Origin of the sequence: Burkholderia diffusa (assembly GCF_001718315.1) — a bacterium.
GTDB classification, from domain to species: Bacteria; Pseudomonadota; Gammaproteobacteria; order Burkholderiales; family Burkholderiaceae; genus Burkholderia; species Burkholderia diffusa_B.
Map to the genome: position 1 here is coordinate 871016 of NZ_CP013362.1, position 22446 is coordinate 893461.

General features: G+C 64.6%; 18 protein-coding genes. 5 read left to right on the forward strand and 13 right to left on the reverse strand.

The window, feature by feature from the left end; all coding sequences use genetic code 11:
• Positions 1-10: 10 nt before the first annotated feature.
• From WI26_RS03915 to WI26_RS03950, 8 genes are all read right to left on the reverse strand, one after another.
• Positions 11-1012 (reverse strand): glycosyltransferase family 9 protein, encoded by a 1002-nt coding sequence (locus tag WI26_RS03915; RefSeq protein WP_081334222.1) that lies wholly within the window; start codon positions 1010-1012, stop codon positions 11-13.
• On the reverse strand, positions 1005-2522 hold the full coding sequence (locus WI26_RS03920; protein WP_069225246.1) for a glycosyltransferase family 4 protein: 1518 nt from the start codon (positions 2520-2522) through the stop codon (positions 1005-1007). The genes WI26_RS03915 and WI26_RS03920 overlap by 8 nt, the downstream gene beginning before the upstream one ends.
• Positions 2519-3721: a glycosyltransferase gene (locus tag WI26_RS32605; RefSeq protein WP_069225247.1), complete on the reverse strand. Its 1203-nt coding sequence runs from the start codon at positions 3719-3721 to the stop codon at positions 2519-2521. The genes WI26_RS03920 and WI26_RS32605 overlap by 4 nt, the downstream gene beginning before the upstream one ends.
• Complete coding sequence (locus WI26_RS03930; protein ID WP_069225248.1) at positions 3708-4094, reverse strand: hypothetical protein; 387 nt, start codon at positions 4092-4094, stop codon at positions 3708-3710. Before WI26_RS03930 ends, WI26_RS32605 begins: the two co-directional genes overlap by 14 nt.
• Before the next feature lie 22 nt (positions 4095-4116).
• Positions 4117-5103 carry an FkbM family methyltransferase gene (locus WI26_RS03935; RefSeq protein WP_069225249.1) on the reverse strand — a complete coding sequence of 329 codons (987 nt, stop codon included), beginning with the start codon at positions 5101-5103 and terminating at the stop codon, positions 4117-4119.
• Positions 5100-6320, reverse strand: a complete 1221-nt coding sequence (locus WI26_RS03940) for an ABC transporter ATP-binding protein (RefSeq protein WP_069225250.1) — start codon at positions 6318-6320, stop codon at positions 5100-5102. The genes WI26_RS03935 and WI26_RS03940 overlap by 4 nt, the downstream gene beginning before the upstream one ends.
• Complete coding sequence (locus WI26_RS03945; protein ID WP_069225251.1) at positions 6320-7117, reverse strand: ABC transporter permease; 798 nt, start codon at positions 7115-7117, stop codon at positions 6320-6322. The genes WI26_RS03940 and WI26_RS03945 overlap by 1 nt, the downstream gene beginning before the upstream one ends.
• 167 nt (positions 7118-7284) lie before the next feature.
• A complete protein-coding gene (locus tag WI26_RS03950) occupies positions 7285-8736 on the reverse strand; it encodes a mannose-1-phosphate guanylyltransferase/mannose-6-phosphate isomerase (protein ID WP_069225252.1) in 1452 nt (483 codons plus the stop codon).
• Between the two features lie 364 nt (positions 8737-9100).
• Between WI26_RS03950 and WI26_RS03955 the strand changes: the two genes are divergently transcribed.
• From WI26_RS03955 to WI26_RS03975, 5 genes are all read left to right on the forward strand, one after another.
• The gene (locus tag WI26_RS03955) at positions 9101-10972 is read left to right on the forward strand and encodes a polysaccharide biosynthesis protein (RefSeq protein WP_069225253.1); all 1872 of its coding nucleotides are present in this window, start codon (positions 9101-9103) and stop codon (positions 10970-10972) included.
• 95 nt (positions 10973-11067) lie between these two features.
• Positions 11068-12249: a glycosyltransferase family 4 protein gene (locus WI26_RS03960; RefSeq protein WP_069225254.1), complete on the forward strand. Its 1182-nt coding sequence runs from the start codon at positions 11068-11070 to the stop codon at positions 12247-12249.
• A 30-nt stretch (positions 12250-12279) separates the two neighbouring features.
• Positions 12280-13239: an NAD-dependent epimerase/dehydratase family protein gene (locus WI26_RS03965; RefSeq protein WP_069225255.1), complete on the forward strand. Its 960-nt coding sequence runs from the start codon at positions 12280-12282 to the stop codon at positions 13237-13239.
• Complete coding sequence (locus WI26_RS03970; RefSeq protein WP_335622144.1) at positions 13140-14222, forward strand: glycosyltransferase family 4 protein; 1083 nt, start codon at positions 13140-13142, stop codon at positions 14220-14222. Before WI26_RS03965 ends, WI26_RS03970 begins: the two co-directional genes overlap by 100 nt.
• 312 nt (positions 14223-14534) lie before the next feature.
• Positions 14535-16883, forward strand: coding sequence for a protease pro-enzyme activation domain-containing protein (locus WI26_RS03975; protein WP_236849292.1), 2349 nt, complete (start codon positions 14535-14537; stop codon positions 16881-16883).
• A gap of 115 nt (positions 16884-16998) precedes the next feature.
• Here the strand turns inward: WI26_RS03975 and WI26_RS03980 are convergent, their stop codons facing one another.
• The 5 genes from WI26_RS03980 to WI26_RS04000 are packed head-to-tail and all read right to left on the reverse strand — an operon-like array spanning position 16999 to position 22427.
• Entirely contained in the window at positions 16999-18105 is a 1107-nt protein-coding gene (locus tag WI26_RS03980) for an MraY family glycosyltransferase (protein WP_059466971.1), read from the reverse strand.
• Between the two features lie 27 nt (positions 18106-18132).
• Positions 18133-19155 carry a UDP-glucose 4-epimerase GalE gene (gene galE, locus WI26_RS03985; RefSeq protein ID WP_059466972.1) on the reverse strand — a complete coding sequence of 341 codons (1023 nt, stop codon included), beginning with the start codon at positions 19153-19155 and terminating at the stop codon, positions 18133-18135.
• Positions 19156-19169: 14 nt separating this feature from the next.
• Positions 19170-20306 (reverse strand): glycosyltransferase family 4 protein, encoded by a 1137-nt coding sequence (locus tag WI26_RS03990; RefSeq protein ID WP_069225257.1) that lies wholly within the window; start codon positions 20304-20306, stop codon positions 19170-19172.
• Positions 20307-20349: 43 nt separating this feature from the next.
• The gene (locus tag WI26_RS03995) at positions 20350-21174 is read right to left on the reverse strand and encodes a glycosyltransferase (RefSeq protein ID WP_059466974.1); all 825 of its coding nucleotides are present in this window, start codon (positions 21172-21174) and stop codon (positions 20350-20352) included.
• Entirely contained in the window at positions 21171-22427 is a 1257-nt protein-coding gene (locus WI26_RS04000; RefSeq protein ID WP_059466975.1) for a lipopolysaccharide biosynthesis protein, read from the reverse strand. Before WI26_RS04000 ends, WI26_RS03995 begins: the two co-directional genes overlap by 4 nt.
• Positions 22428-22446 lie beyond the last annotated feature (19 nt).

Below are 22446 nucleotides of genomic sequence, written 5' to 3' on the forward strand. Positions count from 1 at the left end.
TGAGTTCGGGTCAGATATGGCTGGGGCCGCAGACGAAATGCAGCAGGCGCCCCAGTTTGGGTTTTGCACCGGGGCCGGACGCGAGCAGGGCGGCTTCGATGTCCTGCGCCGTGATCAGCGCGGCGCACTCGCGTATGACGCATCCGTTGTAGGCATCCTTTGAAAACTGGATGCACGGCGAGCAGGGAACATCGGAGTACAGCACGCGGTTCGATGCGCCGAACGGCGAAAAGCGTTGCCACGGGCTCGAAGTGAATACGCCGAGCACCGGCCGGCAGACCGACACGAGATGCAGGGTACCGCTGTCGGCGCCCACCACGACATCGCATTCGCCGACGCGCGCATGGAAATCGGACAGCTTCGCGCCACCGAGGATCACGTCCGAGTCGGCCAGATTCAGCATTCGCGCGAGCATGCGCAGTTCGTCTGCCTCGAGCGGGCCGCCGATCAGCTTGATTGCGATGCCGTGCTTCGACTGCAGCGATTGCGCGAGCCGTACCCAAGTCGTCGCCGGGATCTTGTTCGCGAAGAAGCCGGCACTCAGCGAGATGCCGACGGTGCGGAGTGCCGACGGCCATTGCGGCGCGGAGCCGGCCGCCGGCCACATCAGCGACGAGCGTGAGTATTTGCCGGTCAGCAATTCCGTGACGCGCTGCTGAATGCGCGTCTCATGGGTGACGTTGTCGCTGCGCGGTACGACGGCGCGCGTGCCGAGGATGCTGGCCGCTTCGTGGCAGAACCCGTCGTCACGCAGGAAGACGATGAGCGAGTAGGGCTTCAACTGTGCGATCAGTTCCGGCATGCCTTCGCCGATCCCGTCTTTCTGCAAGTGGGCGAGTTTCGTCGGATGCAGCACCGGCCCGTCCGGCAGGAAATGCTCGAGCAGAAACCGGTTGCCCGGCGCGGCGTACAGATCGTAGTTGCCGAACTTCTGCTGTAACGCGCGCAGCGCCGGTACGCTGAGGACGAAATCGCCGAGGTGATCGGGCTTGACGACAGCCACGTCAGTCATGATCGCGCTCCAGACGCGTCCCGAGTTTCTGGATCAGCGTCTCGTTGATCATCGATCGAACCAGCGTATTGGTGACCTGCAGCGAAACGGCCTCGGCAACCACGCGCACCGCGTACCACGGATACATCCAGATCCGGCCCGACATGAAGCGCGACAGCATACGCGACAGACGCAGGCGCCGCTCTTGCTGCAGGCAGTAGAGGTAGTCGAGTGAAAACGAATTTCCGGGCACGTCGCGCAGCGTGGCCGGCACGATCCGCGATCGATGGATCAGTGCGCGTCGGATGCGGCGCGTGAGCGGCAGCGGTCGATTCGCGGCGGGCGAGTCGACCGCGGATTCGCCGGCCGGCGCCGCATGTTCGGACAACGGATCGTTGCGTGCGCTCGACCGGGCGGCCGCGCTTTCCGTGTGGCGAACGGCCTCGGTGACGACCGACAGGTAGGCTTCGCGCGAGAACTTGCGAACCCATTCCCGACGTGCGTCAAGGGTGTGCGCGCCGTAGTCGGGGTCGTCGTGCGCGCAACGGGCGGCTTCGACGAGACCCTGCGCGATCGAATGCGGATTGCATGGATCGACATAGCGCGCGAACGGACCGCCGACCTCGGGTAGCGCGCCGGTATCCGACAGCAGCAGCGGGATGCCGCGCGCGAGCGCTTCCAGCGCCGGCAGGCCAAAACCTTCCCATAGCGACGGGTATGCAAGCGCACAGCAGCGCTCGTACTCGTCGCGCAGTTTGTCGTCGGGTAGGCGGCCGCAGAGCACGGCGCCATCCACGCGTGCGACCGCGGCCTTGATGACCTCGGCACCGTGACCGTCGCCACCGACGATGCGCAGCGTGTAGCCTTCCTTGGCCAGACCCGACAGCGCGAAGCCCTGGACGAGTCCGGTTATGTTCTTGCGGGTTTCCAGGCTACCGACGAACAGGAATTGCCGCGACGGCTGGCGCCGTTTCGCCTCGACCGGATGATCGAAACGATCGTAGAGCGGGACAACGCGCATGCGGCTGCGCGGAATGCCGTAGTTGGCCCACAGGTCGCGTGATGTACTTTCGCTGATCGACAGGATGTCGATCGATGGATCGTAAAGACGGTCGTACGCAATCGAGTAGAGGCGCGACACACTTGGGTTGTGCCACTGCGGACGCGTGATCGGCGTCAGGTCGAGCACGTATGCGATCGTGCGCGCGGCTCGGCCGACAAACAGCAGGTACAGCGGGTCGAACACAAAGTTGATGCACGGTGCTTCGGGTTGCCGATCGTCCTGGCGGCGTGCGAACGCGTCGGGATTCGCGAGGGCCGCGCCGAGCAGTGCGCCGACACGCGACTCGAAGCTGGCGTTCAGCGTATAGTCGTTTGCAACGAATTCCGCGAGATCAACCGGTTCGCCCAGCGCCTGAAGTTGAACCGGATGGCCGGACAGGATCAGGTGACGCACCGTGTCGCGCACGATGAAGTACATCGCGGTACGATTGATCGCGAGCGGCGTGATGTCGATGACGAGACGCATCATGCGTGGTACTCCCATGCCCGCGGGCTGCAGACGGTCCGGAAATGTTCGACTGCGGCGCTGATTTCGGTGTGCGTGCGCCGCTCGCGCAGATCGCCGAGCAGGGTTTCGACCGTCGCGAGCAGCGCGCCTTCGCGAAGTACGCCCCAGTGCGCCGAGATCGGATTCACGCCGACCGGATCGGCAAGGCCGAAGTTTGCGACCTCGGTGTCGATGAAATAGCGATAGTCGGCCGGCAGGAATTCCGCGAACGACGTGTGGCGAGGACACAGGGCCGGCTTGCCGGCCAGCAGGTTTTCGAACAGGCCGAGCCCGAGACCCTCGCCGAACGACGCGGTCAGGAAGCCGTCGCAGGTCAACCCGAGCGCCTGCATCGTGTCGTGCGTCAGCGAGCCGGTGCACAAATAGACGCGCGACGCGTCGACGTCGTGGCGGCGCGCGATCTGCGCGAACAGGGTTGCCACTCGGTCGAACAGGCGATCCACCGTTTCCGTGACGTCGATCGTCGATACCTTGAGCACGAGCCCCGCGCGAGGATGCGCGCGAACCACGTCGAGCCATTCGTCGGCAAGGACCGGGAAGCCCTTGCGAGGGATCAGCGTGTTGGTGCTGAGCAGAAGCAGGTCGCACGACGAGCGTACTTCGGACAGCGATACGAGTTTCGGGGCCGCGCCGTCGCGCAGCGGAATTTCGCGCAGCGTGAGATCAGGAACCGACACGTCGCGCGGTTCGGCGGAGCCGTGTGGCATCGGGCAGGGCGTGTAGACGACCGGGACCTCGACGCCTTCTTCCTCGAGCATCGGTTGCATGAACCGGGCCGGCACCCAGACTTCGTCGATATCGTTGATCGACGCGATCCACGATTGATTGCCGAGGCGATCGGTTTCCCAGAAGAACAGGCCGATACTGTGCGCGCCCGTGAACGGGCGGAAGTTGTCGGGCGTCGAGATCGTCAGGACGACGACCTCGCTATCGGGCATCTTCGCGGCGCTCGCGACGCAGTTGTCGGCAATCAGCGGATACGGCCATACCGTGACATGGCGGGACGGGTGTCCGTGCAGATCGACGCCGAGCACGATGTCGAAGTGCGGCTCCAGCCATTCGAGATAGAGACGAGTCGCATACGCATAGCCGCTGTAGCTGTTCAGGTCACCACGAATGATCAGAACGCGCCGCTTGGCGGACAGGTTACCGGTGGTCATGCTGCGTGATCCGCTTGAGTTCCGTGTAAATCAGGTCGACGCAGTCGGCCGTTGCTTGTGATTGGGTGCGGCCTGGGCGCGTGACGTAGTTCCATACGCGCAGGATCATGCGCTGCACGGGACCGAACCGCAGCAGCCGGTAGCGCGCGATGCGCGGCGGCAGCGACGTACGCGGCGCGGCGAGGTGCCTCAGCATACCTATGCGCGCGAGCAGCTCCGCATCGATGCGCAACGGGGACGGCACGGGTTGACGCGTATCGTCGCGCGTCGGTTCGAGATGCTTCGCGAACGCCTGCGAATCGCGGATTCGTGCGTTGCGCGTCGATGCTTCGTTGCCCGATGCAACGTCCGGGCGGTTATCGGATTGAGTCATGTCGTCGATCCCTCGTCGTCACTTAACGCGCTGCGCCGTGCAGCCGCAGCGCAAGGCGCACGAGCGGCTGCGCGAGCTGTTCGGACTGCCGAGTGTGGTCTGCCTGCAGTGCGGCGAGTTGGCGTTTCAGGTCCATCGCCTGCGCATCGGCATGGGCGGCGGTTAGATGTGCTTCCGAGAGCTCGGCGCGCGCCGCGGCCAGCTCGCCCCGCAATGTGGCCAGTTCGCCCTGCAACCCGGCCAACGCGCGCTCCCGCTCCGCAAGGGTGTCCTGCAACGCGCGATGAGCGTCCGGCGAAACTTCGGGATCCAGCACGAAGCAGTGGCCGCGACGCAGCTTCGCACGATCGAATACGTTCGGCGCGAGCGCAATGCGCGGCTTCAGGTCGCGATGCTCGACCGCGACGTAGAATCGATTCAGGCCGTCGAAGTATGCGTATTCGTAGCCGGCGTCGGTCACGATCGATTCCCATTCAGCGCTGTTGTCGACCGGCGAATTCGGCTCGGTCGATTCGATCACGAGAATCCACGGGCGGAAGCGCTTGAAGTCCGCGCCGAGCAGCACGTTGCGCTCGAAGCCTTCGACATCGATCTTGAGGAAATGAATGTCGCGCGGCGCGTACGCTTCGCAGACATCCGCGAGCGTACGAACCTCGACCTCGCGTTCGCCGTACACGCGACCGGTTTCGCGATAGCGATTCGCAATCTCGGGCGCGTTGGTCGACAGGCCACGCGCATCGATTTCATAGAGCGTCACGCGGCCAGGCTTTTCGCCGAGCGCGCATGCGAGATTGATGTCGCGAGGCCGATCTTGCACGAGCGCATCGAAATGCTCGGTGACCGGCTCGACATTGACACCGTGCCAGCCCCGTTCGTAGAACGCCTTCGTGACGGAATCCTCGATCGGTTCATTGGCGCCGACGTCGATGTAGAACCCCTGTTCGACATCGGAAAGCGCGCGCCAGAGTACGATGTCTTCGAAGTTCTGCGCAAAGGAAAGAAAGGTCATTGCCGCTCGATCCGGATGGTGGGTTCGATGAAGCTGAAACCGAGGAAGAAGGGGCGGGTCAGGTTCGCGACGGTGAAGACCAGTGCATAGTCGCGCCACTCATAGTTGTTGGTCAGGTGATCCGACCCGCTGGTAAGTGCCGTTGCAACCGAATACGAGCCCGGGCCGACATTCATGTCGAACGCGACCGTGAACTTCAAGCGTTCGCCGGCCTGCACGTTTTCCGCGATCTGCTTCGTGTGGTACGTGTTCGTACCGTAGATGTCCTGACCGAGGCGGTTCTTGATCATGTAGCCGAGCACGAGCTTCGGAATCGCCTCGTTGGCGCGCACGGTGACCTCGAGTTGCGCGCTGGAGCCCACGTCGACCATTTCGACCTCGTTGCCGTCGCCGTCACAGAGCACGATGTGTTCGACCGTGGCTTCACCGGTGCCGGAGATGGTGCGCGTGTTGCCCTCCGCCGTTACTTCCTGGCGAATCGTCTGACTTTGGCGCTGCGCGAGCGACGCGTTGTAGAAGTCGATCACTTCCTCGGGCGGCCCGATCTTGGAGACGGTGCCTTTCTCGAGCAGGATGGCCTTGTCGCAGATCGACTGGATCGATGTCTTGTCGTGCGAGACGAGCAGCAGGGTAGTGCCCTGTTCGCGGAACTTGCGGATCCTGTCGAAGCTCTTGTGCTGGAAATACGCGTCGCCGACAGACAGCGCTTCGTCGACGATCAGGATGTCGGGACGGCGCGCGGTCGCGATGCTGAATGCCAGGCGCATCTGCATGCCGCTCGAATAGACGCGTACCGGCTGGTCGATGTATTCGCCGATCTCGGCGAATTCCTCGATTTCCGGCATCAGCGTGTCGACGTCGTGATTGGTGAGGCCGAGCAACTGGCCGGCCATGTAGACGTTCTGCCGGCCGGTGAAGTCCGGATGGAAACCCATGCCGAGTTCGAGCAGCGCCGCGACCGAACCGTTGATCGCGATTTGACCTTCGGACGCGCGCGCCGTGCCGGTGATGATCTTGAGCAGCGTGCTCTTGCCCGCGCCATTGACGCCCATCAGGCCGACGGCTTCGCCAGGTTCGATGTCGAACGAAATATTGCGCAGCACCCAGCGCAACTCGTGGCGGTTCGCGCCCGGCACGAGCCATTCGATGAGCCGCCCCCAACGGGAGCGATAGATTTTGTATGCCTTGCCGACGCCGGCTACCTTGATCGCCGTCATTACAGTTCGTCCACCATTTCAGCCGAATGCCTGCGGAAAATATATGCGCCGGCCGCGCAGAGCAGTACGGCAAGGGCAAGAACGGGCCACAGCGAGTACCAGTTCGGCATGCGGTGCCACACGCAGATGTCCTGATAAGCGGTAATCACGCGCGCCATCGGGTTGAACATGATGTAGTGGCGCACTCGCTCGGGCAGGACTGCGATCGGATAGACGATCGGCGTGAACCAGAACCAGAACTGCATCACCACGCCGAAGAGCTGGCCGACGTCGCGGAAGAACACGTTCAGCACGCCGAGCACGATGCCGAGGCCCATCGAGAATGCGACCTGGAGCAGCAGCACCGGAATCAGCGCGAAATACGACCAGCCGGGGAAATTGTTCGAGATCAGCAGGAAGATCGTGAAGAGCGCGAACACGATGCCGAAGTTCAGCAGTGCGTTCAATGCGACGATGATCGGCAGGCAGATGCGCGGAAAGTTGAGCTTCTTGATCAGATTGGCCTGCTCGAGGAACACGTTCTGCGCGCGTGTCAGCGTGTCGGCAAACAGGCCCCACGTGAGCGACCCCGCACACAGGTAGACGCTGTATGCGAGATTGCTGTCGACGCCGGGAAGTCGCGCGCGCATCAGCTGTGAGAAGATCACCGTATAGACGAAGATCATCGCCAGAGGGTTGATCACCATCCACGCGCCGCCGAGCAGCGAATTCCGGTAGCGCGACTGAAACTCGCGCTTCACGCTGCTGACGATGAATCCGCGATATCGCCACGCGGATTTGACAATTCCTACTGCCATGCAGAATTCCTATGAACAGGTCGTGCGCGCGACACGGGGTGGCGGCTTCCGCGCGTCGATTGCCGCCGGGACGCGCGGCGCGGCATCGGGAAAACCAGTCGCACCGCGACATCCATGCTGCGCGGCCCCCGGATCGGCCGGGGGCATGAGCGGTCCGTTCGGCCGTATCAGTTCGACGATGTGCGGCCGTAGACGTCCTCGAAGCGGACGATGTCGTCTTCGCCAAGATATTCGCCGCACTGAACCTCGATGAGCACGAGATCGAGCACGCCGGGGTTGATCAGCCGATGCTTGTGACCAGCCGGGATGTAGGTCGATTCGTTCGGCTGCAGCGAGATGACCTGTTCGCCGTTGACGACATCCGCGCAACCGCTCACGACTACCCAGTGCTCGCTTCGATGGTGATGCATCTGCAGCGACAGCGAGGCGCCCGGCTTGACGACGATCCGCTTCATCTTGAATCGTTCGCCTTCCTCCAGCACCGTGTAGGTCCCCCACGGACGATGCACGGTGCGGTGCAGGCGATACGCGCTGTGGTTCGACTGCTTTAGCCCGGCGACGATGTGCTTGACGTCCTGTGCGCGTTGCGCGGATGCGACGAGCAGGGCGTCCGGCGTATCGACGACGATCAGGTCGTGCACGCCGACGAGGCCGACCATCCGGTCTTCGCTCTGAACGAAGCAGTTGTCGGCGTCGTGAAGTTGCGCATGGCCGCTGATGCGGTTGCCGCGCTCGTCAGGGGCGGTGAGACTGCTGATCGACAGCCAGGAGCCGATGTCGCTCCAGCCGATGTCGCACGGCACGACGTAGACGTTGGCCGAGCGCTCCATTACCGCGTAGTCGATCGAGATGCTTTCCGTTTCGCGGAAGGCTGCCTGCGTGAGTTCGAGCGCGTAGTCGCCGTCGGACGATGCACTGCGCGACGCCGTATCGACCGCATGGACGACCGGCGCGGCAACGCCGGGCGCGTGACGTTCGAGTTCCGCGAGGATCGTCTGCGCGGTAAAGCAGAACATGCCGGCGTTCCACAGGTGGCGCCCGTCGGCGACAAGCGCCTCGGCGACCGACAACTGCGGTTTCTCGACGAAACGCGTCACCTTGCGCGACGCCGGGCTGCGGGCAGGCGTCGCATCGTATTCGATGTAGCCGTAGCCGGTTTCGGGACTGGTCGGATGAATGCCGAACGTCACGATCTGACCATCGACCGCGGCGGCCGCGGCTTGCTGCACCGCAGCATCAAACGCCGCCTGATCGGCGACCAGATGGTCGGCCGGCAGGACGAGCATGACGGCCTCGGGGCCGTGCTCGCGGCGGATCAATTCGGCGGCCGCGCCAATGGCGGCAGCCGTATTGCGGGCCTCGGGCTCGAGCACGAAGCCGAGCCGGTTGCCAGCTTCCCGCACGTTCGTGCACTCGTCCTTGGTCAGGAAGTAGGTTTCGCGGTTCGTGACGACGACAATTTCGCGTGCAGCGGTCGCCTGCTGGGCCCGAAGATAGGTCTTCTGGAGCAGGCTTTGCCCGTCAGCAAGGCGCAACAGCGGCTTCGGAAACGCTTCACGTGACACGGGCCACAGCCGGGTGCCCGCGCCTCCGCAGATGATGACGGGTATGATGTTCATTGACTCGATCTGGTTACGATCCGTTTACGGCATGGTGCGGGACCATCGGAAGGCTGCGATTCTAGCGGATTTCACCCTGCGAAACCATTGCACCATACATCTCGTTACGGAAGTTGCACTGCAAGAAAACAACAATAAATCGAGAGAGGGTATCGTCCGGAAATCATATCCGCCGCAACATGCAGGTATCCGAATTTGCCTGTTTGTTCGGTCTATCGGCATAATTCCTACCGGTTCACGGTGGTCGTGCGCTGGAGTCCCCCCAAGCCGATCCGCACACTATACGACATGGCCAAGCGGCCAAGCCGTCCGCGGGACGGCCGCCGCACAGTAGTTAACGTTCTGCTTCACTAGGATCTCACGCATGCTTCGATTCAAACCGTCGTGGCGGTCACTGAGCGTATTCGGATTCGACTTGCTCGCCGTCGCCGCCGCATGGATATCGGCTTACGTGATTCGTTTCAATGGGGCCGTGCCGTCGGAATTCTGGCACGGTTGTCTCATTGCGCTCGCGGGCGTCGTCCCGACCTATGCGATCCTGTTCCGAATTTGCGGCCTGTACCGCGGCATGTGGGTGTTCGCGAGCCTGCCGGATCTCATCCGCATTGCGAAGGCGGTCGGCATCGGTGCGCTGCTCGTGATGATCGGCGCGGTCATGCTGCAGCCGACGCCGATCATTCCGCGCTCGGTCCTGCTCGTTTCGCCGCTGCTGCTGTTTCTGTCGACCGGCGGCGCGCGTGCGCTGTACCGGACGGTGAAGGAGTTCTACCGATACGGAGGCCTGATCGCGCAAGGCAAGCCGGTCGTCGTGCTCGGCGCGGGCGCGGCCGGTGCGACTCTCGCTCGCGAATTGTCGCGTTCAGGCGAATGGCGCCTGATCGGACTCCTGGACGACGATCCGACCAAGCGCGGCCGGGAAATTTACGGCTACAAGGTGCTCGGTGCGATCGACGAGCTACCGCATTTTGCCGACATGTTGCGCGTCGAGACCGCGATCATCGCGATCCCGTCTGCACCGGTCGAAGTGCAGCGGCGGGTCGCGACGCTGTGCGTGCGTGCCGGTGTTCGCGCCATGGTGCTGCCCGCGCTCGCCGACGTCGCGCAGGGGCAGGCCTCCCTGTCGCGCGTGCGCCAGATCGATCTCGAGGATCTACTGGGCCGCGAGCCCGTATCGATCGATACGGCTCACGTGGATGCCCTGCTGCGCGGCCGGGTCGTGATGGTGACGGGCGCGGGCGGCTCCATCGGTTCCGAACTGTGTCGTCAGATCCTGCGGTTCGAGCCGGCCCAGCTGGTTGCGTTCGATCTGTCGGAGTACGCGATTTACCGGTTGACTGAAGATTTGCACGAGCGTTTCCCGGGCGTCGACGTCGTGCCGATCGTCGGCGACGCGAAGGACTCCCTGTTGCTGGACGAAGTGTTTCGCCGCCATGCGCCGCACATCGTTTTCCATGCCGCGGCCTACAAGCATGTGCCGTTGATGGAAGAACTCAACGCATGGCAGGCGGTCCGCAACAACGTGCTCGGCACGTACCGCGTCGCGCGTGCGGCTGCGCGCCATGCCACGCGCCACTTCGTGCTGATCTCGACTGACAAGGCCGTCAACCCGACAAACGTGATGGGCGCGAGCAAGCGGTTGGCGGAAATGGCTTGTCAAGCATTGCAGCAATCGAGCTCGACGCAGTTCGAGACGGTTCGCTTCGGCAACGTGCTCGGCAGTGCCGGGAGCGTCATTCCGAAATTCCAGCAGCAGATCGCGAAGGGCGGCCCCGTGACCGTCACCCACCCGGAAGTCACACGCTTCTTCATGACGATCCCCGAGGCGTCACAGCTGGTGTTGCAGGCTTCCAGCATGGGACTGGGCGGCGAGATCTTCGTCCTCGACATGGGGCAGCCGGTCCGGATCGTCGATCTCGCTCGTGACCTGATTCGCCTCTACGGCTTCGACGAGAGTCAGATTCGCATCTCGTTCTCGGGCCTGCGGCCGGGAGAAAAACTGTACGAGGAACTGCTCGCCGACGACGAGACCGCGACCCGTACACCGCATCCGAAGCTGCGCATTGCGCGCGCGCGCGAGGTGCCGGACAACCTGCTCGACGACCTTTTGCCCTGGCTGATGCAGAATCGCGTGCTGCCCGACGACGAGGTGCGACGGGATCTGCGCCGTTGGGTGCCCGAATACCAGCCGACGGTCTTGCCGCAACTGCAGCCAGTTGCATCGGCGCGGTCGGCCTGAGCGCGCACCGCCCATCCTTCATTTTCCTGACACGACGCAGCGACCCGTCTTCCGACGGGTAACGGCGTCGTCAAGTTCGTTTGGCCCTCGATCGCATGAAACTGCTTTTCGATCTCAATTCGCTGCGTCCGCCCCGAAGCGGCATCGGCTACTACACACAACATCTGCTCGAAGGTCTGCTGCGGCGCAGCGATGTCGAAGACGTCGCCGGTTGGGTCGGGCGTACCGTGTTCCAGGGCGAGCGTCTCGACGCCATGATGGTCGATCAGTCATCGCTGCAGAAGGCCGTGCAGTTCCGCAACGGCATGACTGCGAGCCTGCTGCAGAAATCGAGGGCGATTCCGGGGCTATATCGTTTACGCACGGTCGTGCGGAGTTCTGCTTCGCGCACGTTGCGCAGCGACTTCGCGCGGCGCGGCTATCTCTATCACGAGACCAATTTCGTCGCGTCGCGTTATCGCGGCCCGAACGTCGTGACCGTGCACGACCTGTCTCACCGGCGTCATCCGGAGTTTCATCCGCAGGTCGCCGTCAACTACCTCGATCACGGGTTGCCGCGCTCGCTGCGACAGGCCGGCGCGATCATCGTCGACAGCCTGTACACGAAGCAGGAACTGCTCGACATCTACGACGTGCCGGAGGAGCGGGTGGTGCCGATCCACCTCGGCGTCGAATCAGTGTTCCGGCCATACAGCGAAGAAGAGTGCCGTCCCGTGCTTGACGCGCTCGGGATTCAGTCGCGGCGTTTCGTCCTGTCCGTCTGCACGCTGCAGCCACGCAAGAATCTTCAGCGACTGGTCGAAGGATTCGCACGGTTGCCGGAGGAACTGCGGCAGATGTATCCGCTGGTCCTCGTCGGCGCGGACGGCTGGAAGAATTCGCAGCTGATGGCGTGCATCGAACCGCTCGCCCGTGCGGGCCAGATCATTTCTCCGGGCTACCTGTCGCGCTCGAGTCTGCTGCATCTTTTTTCGTCTGCCGCGGTTTTCGCGTATCCGTCGCTTTACGAAGGATTCGGGCTTCCGGTCGCGGAGGCGATGGCGAGCGGAGCGCCCGTCCTGACGTCGAACGTGACTTCGATTCCGGAAGTCACGAACGGTGCCGCGCTCGAAGTCGATCCGTATTCGGTCGACGCGATCGAGGCCGGGCTTGAGCGTCTACTGACGGACGCCGCATTGCGCGACCTGCTGGTGGAGAAGGGGTTGCGGCGCGCAGCCGAGCTGACTTGGGATGCAACTGTCGACAAGACCTGCGAGGTCTATCATTCACTGGTTTGACGTGCGCGCGGCGCCGATGGAGGAGAAGCAATGCGGATTGGCGTGAGCGGGGCGAACGGTTTCGTGGGGCGCGCACTGGTTCAGACATTGTGCGATGCGGGGCACGACGTCATCGCGCTCGTTCGCCGCCACGCGGGCAATACCGATGCGCGGGCGACGGAGTGCATCATCGCGGACGACGATTTCGCCAGTGTCGCGGCCGGGCAGCCCGCTTTGCCACCGTGCAGCGCGTTCGTGCATCTCGCCGCGCGCGTGCACGTGATGCACGACGACGCAACTGATTCGCTGGCGGCCTACCGGGCCGCGAACGTCCAAGGCGCGCTCAATGCGCTCGAGGCCGCGCGCCGCGCCGGCGTGCGCCGGTTCGTGTTCGTGAGCAGCATCAAGGCGCTCGGCGAGCACGAGAACGGCCGCCCGTTGCGCGAGGACGATGTACCGCGCCCCGGCGATCCGTACGGCATCTCGAAGCAGGAAGCGGAAGTCGCATTGCGCGATGCCTGCGCGGCTTGCGGGATCGAGCTGACGGTCGTTCGGCCGCCGCTCGTGTACGGTCCCGGCGTGCGCGCGAATTTCCTCGGGCTGATGCGCGCGGTCGCGCGTGGCGTGCCGCTACCGCTGGGCGCCGCGCACGCGCAACGCAGCATGGTGTATGTCGGCAACCTTGTCGACGCATTGCGGTTCCTGGCCACGCGCGATCACGCGACGGACGGGGTATTCCATGTGACCGATGGCAACGACAGATCCGTCGCCGAACTCGTTGGGGCGATTGCGGTCGCGCTCGGCCGATCGCCGCGCCTCGTGCCGGTGCCCGTCGCGTGGTTGCGCGCTGCGGGCGCGTTGACCGGACGCCGCGCGGCGGTCGACCGCCTGACGAGTCCGCTGCGGATCGAATGTGCGCACCTGCGCGAGCTTGGTTGGGCGCCGCCGTTTACCGTCGACGAGGGGCTGGCCCGCACGGTGGCCGGCTTGGCGAAGGGGGGCGGAGCATGATCGCATCGTTGCCCATCGTAGTCGTTGCCGCGTTCGCGGCATGCGCCAGCTTCGCGGTGCTTGCATGGCTGCTGAAATCGGGTGTCGCGTGGCGACTCGCCGTCGACGTGCCGAACCAGCGCTCCCTTCACGAGCGGCCGGTGCCGCGTGTCGGCGGATGGGGCGTGATGTGTTCGGCGCTGCCGCTGATCGCGCTCGGCGTGCCGGGATTCGGCTGGGCGGCGCTTGCCGCGTGCGTGCTGGCCGTCGTGTCGTTGATCGACGACCGGCGTGGCCTGTCGGCGCGTGTGCGTTTCAGCATACATCTGCTGGTGGCCGCAGGCGCCGTCGCGGTCTCGTCCACCGGAATGTCGATATGGACGACGGTGTTGGTCGTCGTCGCGCTCGTCTGGATGGTTAATCTTTACAACTTCATGGACGGCGCGAACGGTCTCGCGGCCGGTATGACGGTGCTGGGTTTCGGCACCTATGCGATTGCGGCGGCGCGCGTCGCGCCGGAGCTCGCAATGGCGAGCGGCGTGATCGCGGGCGCCGGTCTGGGATTTCTCGTGCTCAATTTCGGAGCGGCGAAGGTCTTCCTCGGTGACGTCGGGTCGATTCCGCTGGGCTTTCTGGCCGGTGCATTCGGGCTGTGGGGCTGGCAGCACGATGTCTGGCCGGTATGGTTTGTCGCGATGGCGTTCGGATCGTTCATCGCGGATGCATCCGTGACGCTGTTGCGCCGCCTGTTGCGCGGAGAAAAGGTCTGGCAGGCGCATCGCGAACATTTCTATCAACGGCTGGTGCGGGTGCTCGGTTCGCACGTGCCAGTGGCGCTGCTGTATTACCTGTTGATGTTGGGCGGTTCGGCGGCGGGGCTCGCGGCGCGTCAGCTTTCGTCCGTCGTGGAGCAGTGGTGGATCGTGGTTGCGTGGTACGCCCTGCTCGCCGTTGTCGGCGCGTGGATCGAGTGGCGCTGGCGCAAGTCCGGGCTGACTCGTTGATTTCGCGTTATATCCGGTCTCGAGCGTCATACCGGATGTCGTATGAAGGGCGGTGGTCGAGCGCCGCCTGGTCTCTTGCCCACGCCGGCATCCGCTAGGCGCCATCGTCCCGATCGACGCACCGATCACCTCGTCCGCGTCAACCCGCGTCCACTCGCATCGACCCGCTTCGTCTTTTGACTACCGGTCGATTCCCTCCTATGTTTTCCTCAAGATAGCCGTGCGATTGCCGTAAAGAACAATGGTGAAAAGCCAAGTACGAGATCAACGGTTCATACCAATCCGATGAAAGCGGAACATATTGCAAGGGGAATGAGCGCGGCACTCATGGTGTTTGCGCTCGCGGGGTGTGGCGGCGACGAGAGTCCGACGGCGTCGACCGTCGCCGCCACTGCGCAAGTCGGTAAATTGTCGGCGCTGCGCGCCACGGGCAACGTGGTAAGTGCGGCGCCGATGAGTGCGACGGCGCCGGTTCATGTTGCGCTGATACTCAAGCTGAACGACGAAGCCGCACTGCATCGCTTCGTGCAGGACGCGCGAACGCCCGGCAGCGCCAGCTTCGGCGCCGTGCTGACCTCCGCGCAGATCGCCGCGCGCTACGCGCCCACCGCCGACCAGGTCGCCACGGTGAAGACCTATTTGGGAAGTAAGGGCTTCACGAACATCAACGTCGCCGGCAACAACATGATCGTCGAAGCCGATGCGCCGGCCGGCGTGATTTCCGGGGTGTTCCAGACGACGCTGGTGCCCGTCGCGATGGCGGATGGCACCCGCGCGCATATCAATACTGCCCCCGAGACGGTACCCGATGCACTCGGCGGAGTCGTTCAAGCGGTTCTGGGGCTCGATACCGCGACACGCCTGCATCCGCACTTCGTGCGCGCCTCCGTGGCCACCAGTACGCCAGCCACCAATACGTCGCCGACGACCAACGCAGTCATGGTCGGCCACAACCCGACGGAGTTTCCGGGCATCTATTCCGTAGGCAGCGCGCCGACGGCCGCCAACACGACGGTGGGCATCATTGCGGAAGGGAACCTGACGCAGCCCGTCGTCGACCTGACGACGTTCGAAACGAACAACGGGTTGCCCGCCGTACCCGTTTCGGTGATCAACGCCGGCACGCCAAGCGCCGACACGAGCGGAAACGTCGAATGGTCGCTCGACAGCCAGACCATCGTCGGGATGTCCGGCGGCGTCAAGCAAATCAATTTCTATGTTGCGCCGTCCTTCGCTTGGAGCGACATGGCGCTCGCGATCAATCGCGCCGTGACGGACAACACCGCGCGGATCGTCAACATGTCGATCGGCGGATGTGAGAACTGGGCGCCGACCGCCTCGATGGACGTGCTGTTCGAACTTGCCGTCGCACAGGGACAGACCTTTTCGGTCAGCACGGGCGATTCGGGTAGCGTTGCGTACGGCTGCAGCGGCACGTCGGTGCAATACCCGGCCAGTTCACCGTATGTCGTGGCCGTCGGCGGCACCAGCCTCTATACGAACGGCAACGGCAGCTATGGCGGCGAGATGGCCTGGGGCTCCGGCGGTGGCGGCAGCAGCGGCTTCGAGCCGATTCCGGCCTGGCAGTCGAATGTACCGCAGCTGAAGGGGCGGGCGTTCCGGGGCCTGCCGGATCTTGCGTTCGACGCGGATCCCAACAGTGGCGCGCAGATCATCGTGGGCGGACAACTCGAAACGCTGGGCGGTACGAGCCTGTCCGCGCCGTTGTTTACCGCGACCTGGGCGCGCCTTTTGGCCGGCAGTTGCGTGACGAACCTCGGCTTCGCGGCGCCGACGCTGTACAGCACTCAAGCCACGACGCCGTCGATCTTCCGCGACATCACCTACGGCAGCAACGGCGCATACAGTGCGGGTTCGGGCTGGGACTTCGTGACCGGCTGGGGAACACCGATCGTCACCACGCTGCAATCGTCGATATGCGCGCCGACGACACCGATCTACGGCGGCACCATCAGTGAAGGGACGACGCTCAAGCCTGGGCAAATCGTGTATTCGACGTCGCAAAACCATCGGCTGGTCATGCAGAATGACGGCAACCTTGTGCTTTACAACGCGACCAGTGGTGCCGCGCTGTGGAATTCAGGGACGTCCGGAAATGCAGGGGCGTATGCAGTTTTCCAGACCGATGGCAACTTCGTGGTCTACAGCGCGAGCGGCAGGGCGCTGTGGTTTTCGTCGACCAACAGCGGTTCCTATGGCCAGTCTCTTGTCATACAGGATGACGGCAACATGGTGATCTACGCTTCGTCCGTCCCGGTATTCGCCACGGCGACGTTCACGGCGGGATTGACGAATTCGTCGAACGGGCCGGCCGTCTGGAAGGGCGGTGCTACCCTCGGCAGCGGCCAGAGCCTGGTATCAGGCAACGGCGCAAACATACTCGTGATGCAGGGCGACGGGAATCTGGTGCTGCTTCGCCAGGGCGTTCCGCGATGGAATTCAGGGACCTACAATCATCCGGGCTCCTACGCGGCGATGCAGACGGACGGCAATCTGGTCGTCTACAGTCCAACGGGCGTGCCGCTCTGGTATTCCGGCACCAACGGCAATCCGGGGGCAGCCACGTACATTCAGGACGACGGCAATCTCGTGATCTATGCGCAAGCGCCACGCTGGAACACCAATACGTCGGGCAGCTAAGATTTCATTCTGCGATTCGCGGCCGCGCCGTTACGGTTACCGTCGGCGATGGCCGCGCAGTGTGTGGCAGTGGACGGGGCGTGCGAACCGGCGGCGCGCTGGCCGCCCGCACCCCTCAACGCCCGCGCTTCCCCTTCCTCACGACCATCCACCGCGGGGCCCTGAACCTGACGATGCTGATATACAGCCACACATAGGTCAGCGCGAACAGCACGACGAACACGAACAGGTGCACCGTGTGCCGCCAGAACAGCGTCGCCGGAATCACCGCGACGAGGCACAGCAGCCAAAGATAAGGTGAAGTGAGCGAATTCCGCCGCGTGAGGTCATGCGCGTGTTTCGTCCCGACGGCCCATCGCATCAGCCGCTTGTACACGAGCATGTGCAGGTGCACGCCGTCCGGAATCCCCGGCGACATCCCGCGAATGAACTTCTTCCGGTAGATCGAGAAGCAGGTCTCGAAGATCGGATACATGAACAGCAGCACCGGGTACCACGCCGACACTTCGCGATTGCGCATCACGAGCATGATCGCGAGCTCCGCGAGCATGAACCCGATGAAATACGCGCCGCCGTCGCCGAGGAAGATCAGGCCGGCCGGAAAATTCCACAGGAAGAAGCCGAGCACGGCGCCCATCATGATGATCGACGCGGACATCACGACCGGGTCGTTCACGTGGAATGCGACGTAGGCAAGCGACGCGAACATCATGAAGCTCACCATCGACGCGAGGCCGTTGAAGCCGTCGATGATGTTGATCGCGTTGGCCAGCGCCGCGACCGCGAGCACCGTGATGAACGCCGAGATGGCTACGTAGTGGAGCAGGAAGTCGAGCGGCGGCACGCTGATGCGCGTGACTGCAATGTTCAGCAACCAGAACGCCAGCGCGGCCGCGCCCATCGTGCACAGTAGCCGCGCGCGCGGCGACACGCGCTTGGTCAGGTCCTCGACGAGCCCGGACAGGAACGCCGGCAGTCCACAGGCCACGATGCCGAGAATGCTGCCGGCGATCGTCGGATAGCGCCGGGTGAGGAGCAGGGCGGCAATGACGACGCCGGCGAGGATCCCGATACCCCCGACGCGCGGCACGGGCCGCACGTGGAATTTCTGCACGCCCGCCAGGTCGCTGTCGATCGAGAATTTCTCGTGCAGATGCGCATAGCGCACGATGAACAACGTGACGAGCAGGGAGACGATGAAGCCGGACGCGAAGCTGAGCATGGGATCGCTCGAAAAATGGACAGCGGATTATACAAAACCGCGGGGGTTCCCCTCCTGCCATTTCCAGTGGTCCGCGCACATCTCGTCGATTCCGAGCGTCGCGCGCCAGCCGATGATGTCGGCGGCTGCCTGCGGATTCGCGTAGCACTCGGCGATGTCGCCCGGGCGGCGCGCGACGAGTTCGTACGGCACCGGGCGGCCCGACGCCTTCTCGAACGCGCGCACGACTTCGAGCACGCTGTAGCCCTGGCCCGTGCCGAGATTCACGACGAAGCTCGCATCGCGCTTCGCGAGCGCGTCGAGCGCGGCGATGTGCCCCTTCGCGAGATCGACGACGTGGATGTAGTCGCGCACGCCGGTGCCGTCCGGCGTCGGGTAGTCGGAGCCGAACACGCGCAGCTTCTCGAGCTTGCCGACCGCAACTTGCGCGACATATGGCATCAGGTTGTTCGGGATGCCGGCCGGATCCTCGCCGATCAGCCCGCTCGCATGCGCGCCGACCGGGTTGAAGTAGCGCAGCGTCGCGATGCGCCACGACGGGTCCGATACCTCGAGATCGCGCAGGATCTGCTCGGCGATCAGCTTCGACTGGCCGTACGGGTTGGTCGCCGACAGCGGGAACGATTCGTCGATCGGCGAGCGCTCCGGCACGCCGTACACGGTCGCCGACGAGCTGAACACGAACTGTCGGACGTTGCGTTCGCGCATGATCTTGAGCACGGAGAGCAGCCCGCCGAGGTTGTTCTGGTAATACTCGAGCGGCTTCGCCACCGATTCGCCGACCGCCTTGAGCGCTGCGAAATGAATCGTGCCCGTGATCGGATGCGCGTCGAACACCTTCGCGAGTGCGGCTTCGTCGCACACGTCGACCTGGTGGAATGCCGGCGTCTTGCCGGTGATGCGCTCGATGCGACGCACGGCTTCGGCCTTGCTGTTGACGAGGTTGTCGACGATCACGACATCGTAGCCGTTGTCGAGCAGCTCGACGGCCGTGTGCGAACCGATGTAGCCCGCACCGCCGGTAACGAGGATGGTGCCTTTAGCGGTCATGCTGATGCGCTCCTTCAGAGTGTGATGCCGGTCAATGTATGAATGGTCTGTCTGTAGCGTTCGACGACCTGCTGCTCGTCGAATTCAGCGGTCACCTTGCGACGGCCGCGCGCGCCCATCGCATCGCGCCCGGCAGTCCCGAGTTCGATCATGCGGATCAACTGTTCGGCGAGGCTTGCGCTGTCGCGTACGCGGCACAGCAAGCCGGTTTCGCCGTCGGCCACGACGTCGCGGCAGCCCGGCACGTCGGTCGCGACGATCGGGCGGCCCATCGCGGACGCTTCCATCAGCGTGCGCGGCACGCCCTCGCGGTACGACGGCAGCACGACGCAGTCGGCCGCCGAGATGTGCGGGCGCACGTCGTGCGCCTCGCCGAGATATTCAACGACGCCTTCGCCAACCCACGCGTCGACGTCCGCGCGGCCGATCGCGCTCGGATTGTCGACGCCGAGCGGCCCGAGCAGCTGGAAGCGCGCGTCCGGGTAGCGGGCCCGCACGACGCGCGCGGCCTCGACGTACTCCCGGACGCCCTTGTCCCACAGCAGCCGGCCGATCAGGATGAACACGGGGCCACGGCCGGCGGGCAGCGGCACCGGCGCGAACTGTTCGAGGTCCACGCCTTCGCCGTGCAGCAGCCGCGCGCGATCGGGGTGTGCAAGCAGCTGCTCGCCGGTGAAGGTCGCCAGATCGTCGCGGTTCAGGAACCAGACTTCACGCGGAAAGCGGAACGCGAACCGGTACAGGCGCTTCGCGACACTGGCCGCGCGGCTTTTCTGGATGAACACGTAGCCGAGGCCGGTGGTGACCGCGATCGACGGTACGCGCGCGAGCCACGCCGCGATCGACCCGTAGATGTTCGGCTTGATCGTGTAATGGAACACGAGATCGGGCTTGAGCGCGCGGTAATGGCGCACCAGCGCGGCAAGCGTGCCGAGATCCTCGCGCGGGCTCGTGCCTTTCGACGCCACGGCGAGCGCGACGTAACGGCAGCCCATCTGCTCGAGTAGCGGCACCGTGCGGTCGTGCGGCGCGATCACGATGACCTCGGCGCCGCGCGCAACGAGCGCACGGATCAGCCCGTGGCGGTACGTGTAGATCGCCCAGGCCGTGTTGCAGACGAGCGCGATGCGCAGCGAGGGGGTAGGGGGCATGAAAAAAAAGTAAAAATAAAGCGTCGAAAATGCCGGATATGGACTACGCGGACGGGCGCGCCGCGAACAGCGTCCGCTTGATCCGCTGCAGCGTGCGGTAAGGCGTCACGAAATGCAGCAGGTTCTTGGCGAGGCCGGCCCAGTCGTACGGGTTCAGAACGTTGAAGTGCCGCAGCAGCAGCGATAGCGTCGATATCAGCTGGCGGCGGCGCTTGGTCGCGCTGATCCCGCCCTCGTTGAGCTCGTAGTAGAGGCCGAGCTCGGGCAGGTTCGCGCAATCGTAGCGTTGCATTAACCGTAAAAAAAGATCGAGATCCTCGGCCGCGCGGTACTTCGCCCGATAGTTGCCGACTTCGCGCACCGCGTCGATGCGCAACATGACCGACGGGTGCACGAGCGGCGAGCGCAGGAAGCGCGTGCGGCGCAGCGTGCGCGGATCGGCGGGTGGCGTCAGCATGAAGCGCGGCTCCCCGGCCCGCGACACGACCTGGGTCCACATGCCGACGCAGGCCACGCGCGGGTGGGCGTCGAGATACGCGCGCTCTTTGGCGAGGCGCTGCGGCGCGGCGAGGTCGCCGGCGTCGATGCGGGCCGCGTAGCGGAAGCCGCGCGCCGCGAGTGCGTCGATGCCGGCCTCGAGCGCGCGCTCGATGCCGCCGTTGCGCGGCATGCGCAGCACCTCGATCGCGAGGCCGGGCAGGTCGGGCGCCACGATCGGCGGCGTGCTGCCGTCGTCGACGATCAGCACGTGCACCGGCGCGTCCTCTCGAAACGACGCGAGGGTGCGGACGACGTCGTCGTGGCCGTTGTAGGCCGGCATCAGCACGGCCACGTCGTCGAGCGGGGGCGGGCAATCGGGAGACGTCATGGGCGCAGCTTGAAACGAATGTAATAAAAATTAACGGCGGCGGCGGCAACATAGCCGGCCGCCAGCCCGACGAGCGCGCCGTACAGGCCGAGCCGGGGGATGGCGAACACGTTGACGAGCGCGGCGATCGCGAGCGCGAGCACCCATTTCGCCAGCAACACGAATTTTGCTTGATATTTGAGAACGATAAGATTGCCTATCGCCTCGATGCCGGCCGGCACGGACAGCCAGACGGCCCAGCGGAAGATGTCGACCGACGCCTCGTAGCCGCGGCCGAACACCTTGCCGACGATGAGCGGCGCGGCGGCGTCCAGCACCAGCGCGCCGGCCGTCATCAGGCCGGCGGTCATCGCGATCAGCCGGACGATGTTGCGGCGCAGCCGTGCGACGTCCTGCACGCGGTACACGAACGCGGGTGCGATGGTCTGTGCAAGCATCAGCGCGAGCGTGATCCAGTTCTCGTTGAGCTGCTGCGCCGCCGAATAGCGGCCGAGATCGGCGAACGACACGTGACGCTCGAGCATCAGGCGGTCCAGCTTCAGGAACAGATACATGCAGATCAGGCCGAGCCAGAACACGGTGCCGGCGGTGGCAAAGTGCCCGAACAGCGGTTTGTCGAACGTCCAGCCGAGCGTGCCGCCGTTACGATGGCGGTAGTAGAGCAGCAGCACGAAGCCGATCGCGGCGGCCTCGAGCGCCCACAGCCACGCGAAGCGGGCGGGGCCGGCGGCCGCGCGGACCAGCAGCCAGACGGCGAGCGCCTTGGCCAGCGCAGTGAGCATGCTGGTCACGAGCTGCGGCTTGCTGTAGGTCATGCTCTGCAGCCACGCGTTGATCACGCCGACGAACGGCTCGCGGAACACCATCGTGACCGCGAGGCCCGCGAGCATCGCGCCGACGAGCGGATCGAACGCGCCGGCGCCGATCGCGACCCAGGTCGCGACGAGCGCGGCGGCGGACACGCCGATGCGCAGCGCGAATGCGCTGCCGAGCACCGCGCCGAGTTGTGCGGGCGGGCGCTGGACGATGGTCGGAACCAGGATTTCGGCGCCGCATACCCAGGTGAGCGGCGCCAGTACGAGGAGAAGCGTATTCGCATACTGCCATTTGCCGAACACGTCCGGCCCGAAATAACGGGCCAGAAGACCGCTGATCGCGATCGCGACGCCGATCTGCGTAAGCCGTTCGAGCCCCAGCCAGACGAGATTCGCGACGGCTTTCGCGACGTCCGGGTTGCCGAATCGCTTCAGCATGCGGGACAGCCGCATGCGC

What these genes read in the sequence shown, in the direction of transcription:
- WI26_RS03965 (WP_069225255.1), top strand. Translation starts at nt 12,280, where the DNA reads ATGCGGATTGGCGTGAGCGGGGCGAACGGTTTCGTGGGGCGCGCACTG.
- WI26_RS03960 (WP_069225254.1), top strand. Translation starts at nt 11,068, where the DNA reads ATGAAACTGCTTTTCGATCTCAATTCGCTGCGTCCGCCCCGAAGCGGC.
- WI26_RS03990 (WP_069225257.1), bottom strand. Translation starts at nt 20,306, where the DNA reads ATGCCCCCTACCCCCTCGCTGCGCATCGCGCTCGTCTGCAACACGGCC.
- WI26_RS03950 (WP_069225252.1), bottom strand. Translation starts at nt 8,736, where the DNA reads ATGAACATCATACCCGTCATCATCTGCGGAGGCGCGGGCACCCGGCTG.
- WI26_RS03975 (WP_236849292.1), top strand. Translation starts at nt 14,535, where the DNA reads ATGAGCGCGGCACTCATGGTGTTTGCGCTCGCGGGGTGTGGCGGCGAC.
- WI26_RS32605 (WP_069225247.1), bottom strand. Translation starts at nt 3,721, where the DNA reads ATGACCACCGGTAACCTGTCCGCCAAGCGGCGCGTTCTGATCATTCGT.
- WI26_RS03930 (WP_069225248.1), bottom strand. Translation starts at nt 4,094, where the DNA reads ATGACTCAATCCGATAACCGCCCGGACGTTGCATCGGGCAACGAAGCA.
- WI26_RS03915 (WP_081334222.1), bottom strand. Translation starts at nt 1,012, where the DNA reads ATGACTGACGTGGCTGTCGTCAAGCCCGATCACCTCGGCGATTTCGTC.
- WI26_RS03955 (WP_069225253.1), top strand. Translation starts at nt 9,101, where the DNA reads ATGCTTCGATTCAAACCGTCGTGGCGGTCACTGAGCGTATTCGGATTC.
- WI26_RS04000 (WP_059466975.1), bottom strand. Translation starts at nt 22,427, where the DNA reads ATGCTGAAGCGATTCGGCAACCCGGACGTCGCGAAAGCCGTCGCGAAT.
- WI26_RS03995 (WP_059466974.1), bottom strand. Translation starts at nt 21,174, where the DNA reads ATGACGTCTCCCGATTGCCCGCCCCCGCTCGACGACGTGGCCGTGCTG.
- WI26_RS03920 (WP_069225246.1), bottom strand. Translation starts at nt 2,522, where the DNA reads ATGATGCGTCTCGTCATCGACATCACGCCGCTCGCGATCAATCGTACC.
- WI26_RS03970 (WP_335622144.1), top strand. Translation starts at nt 13,140, where the DNA reads ATGTGCGCACCTGCGCGAGCTTGGTTGGGCGCCGCCGTTTACCGTCGA.
- WI26_RS03980 (WP_059466971.1), bottom strand. Translation starts at nt 18,105, where the DNA reads ATGCTCAGCTTCGCGTCCGGCTTCATCGTCTCCCTGCTCGTCACGTTG.
- galE (WP_059466972.1), bottom strand. Translation starts at nt 19,155, where the DNA reads ATGACCGCTAAAGGCACCATCCTCGTTACCGGCGGTGCGGGCTACATC.
- WI26_RS03935 (WP_069225249.1), bottom strand. Translation starts at nt 5,103, where the DNA reads ATGACCTTTCTTTCCTTTGCGCAGAACTTCGAAGACATCGTACTCTGG.
- WI26_RS03940 (WP_069225250.1), bottom strand. Translation starts at nt 6,320, where the DNA reads ATGACGGCGATCAAGGTAGCCGGCGTCGGCAAGGCATACAAAATCTAT.
- WI26_RS03945 (WP_069225251.1), bottom strand. Translation starts at nt 7,117, where the DNA reads ATGGCAGTAGGAATTGTCAAATCCGCGTGGCGATATCGCGGATTCATC.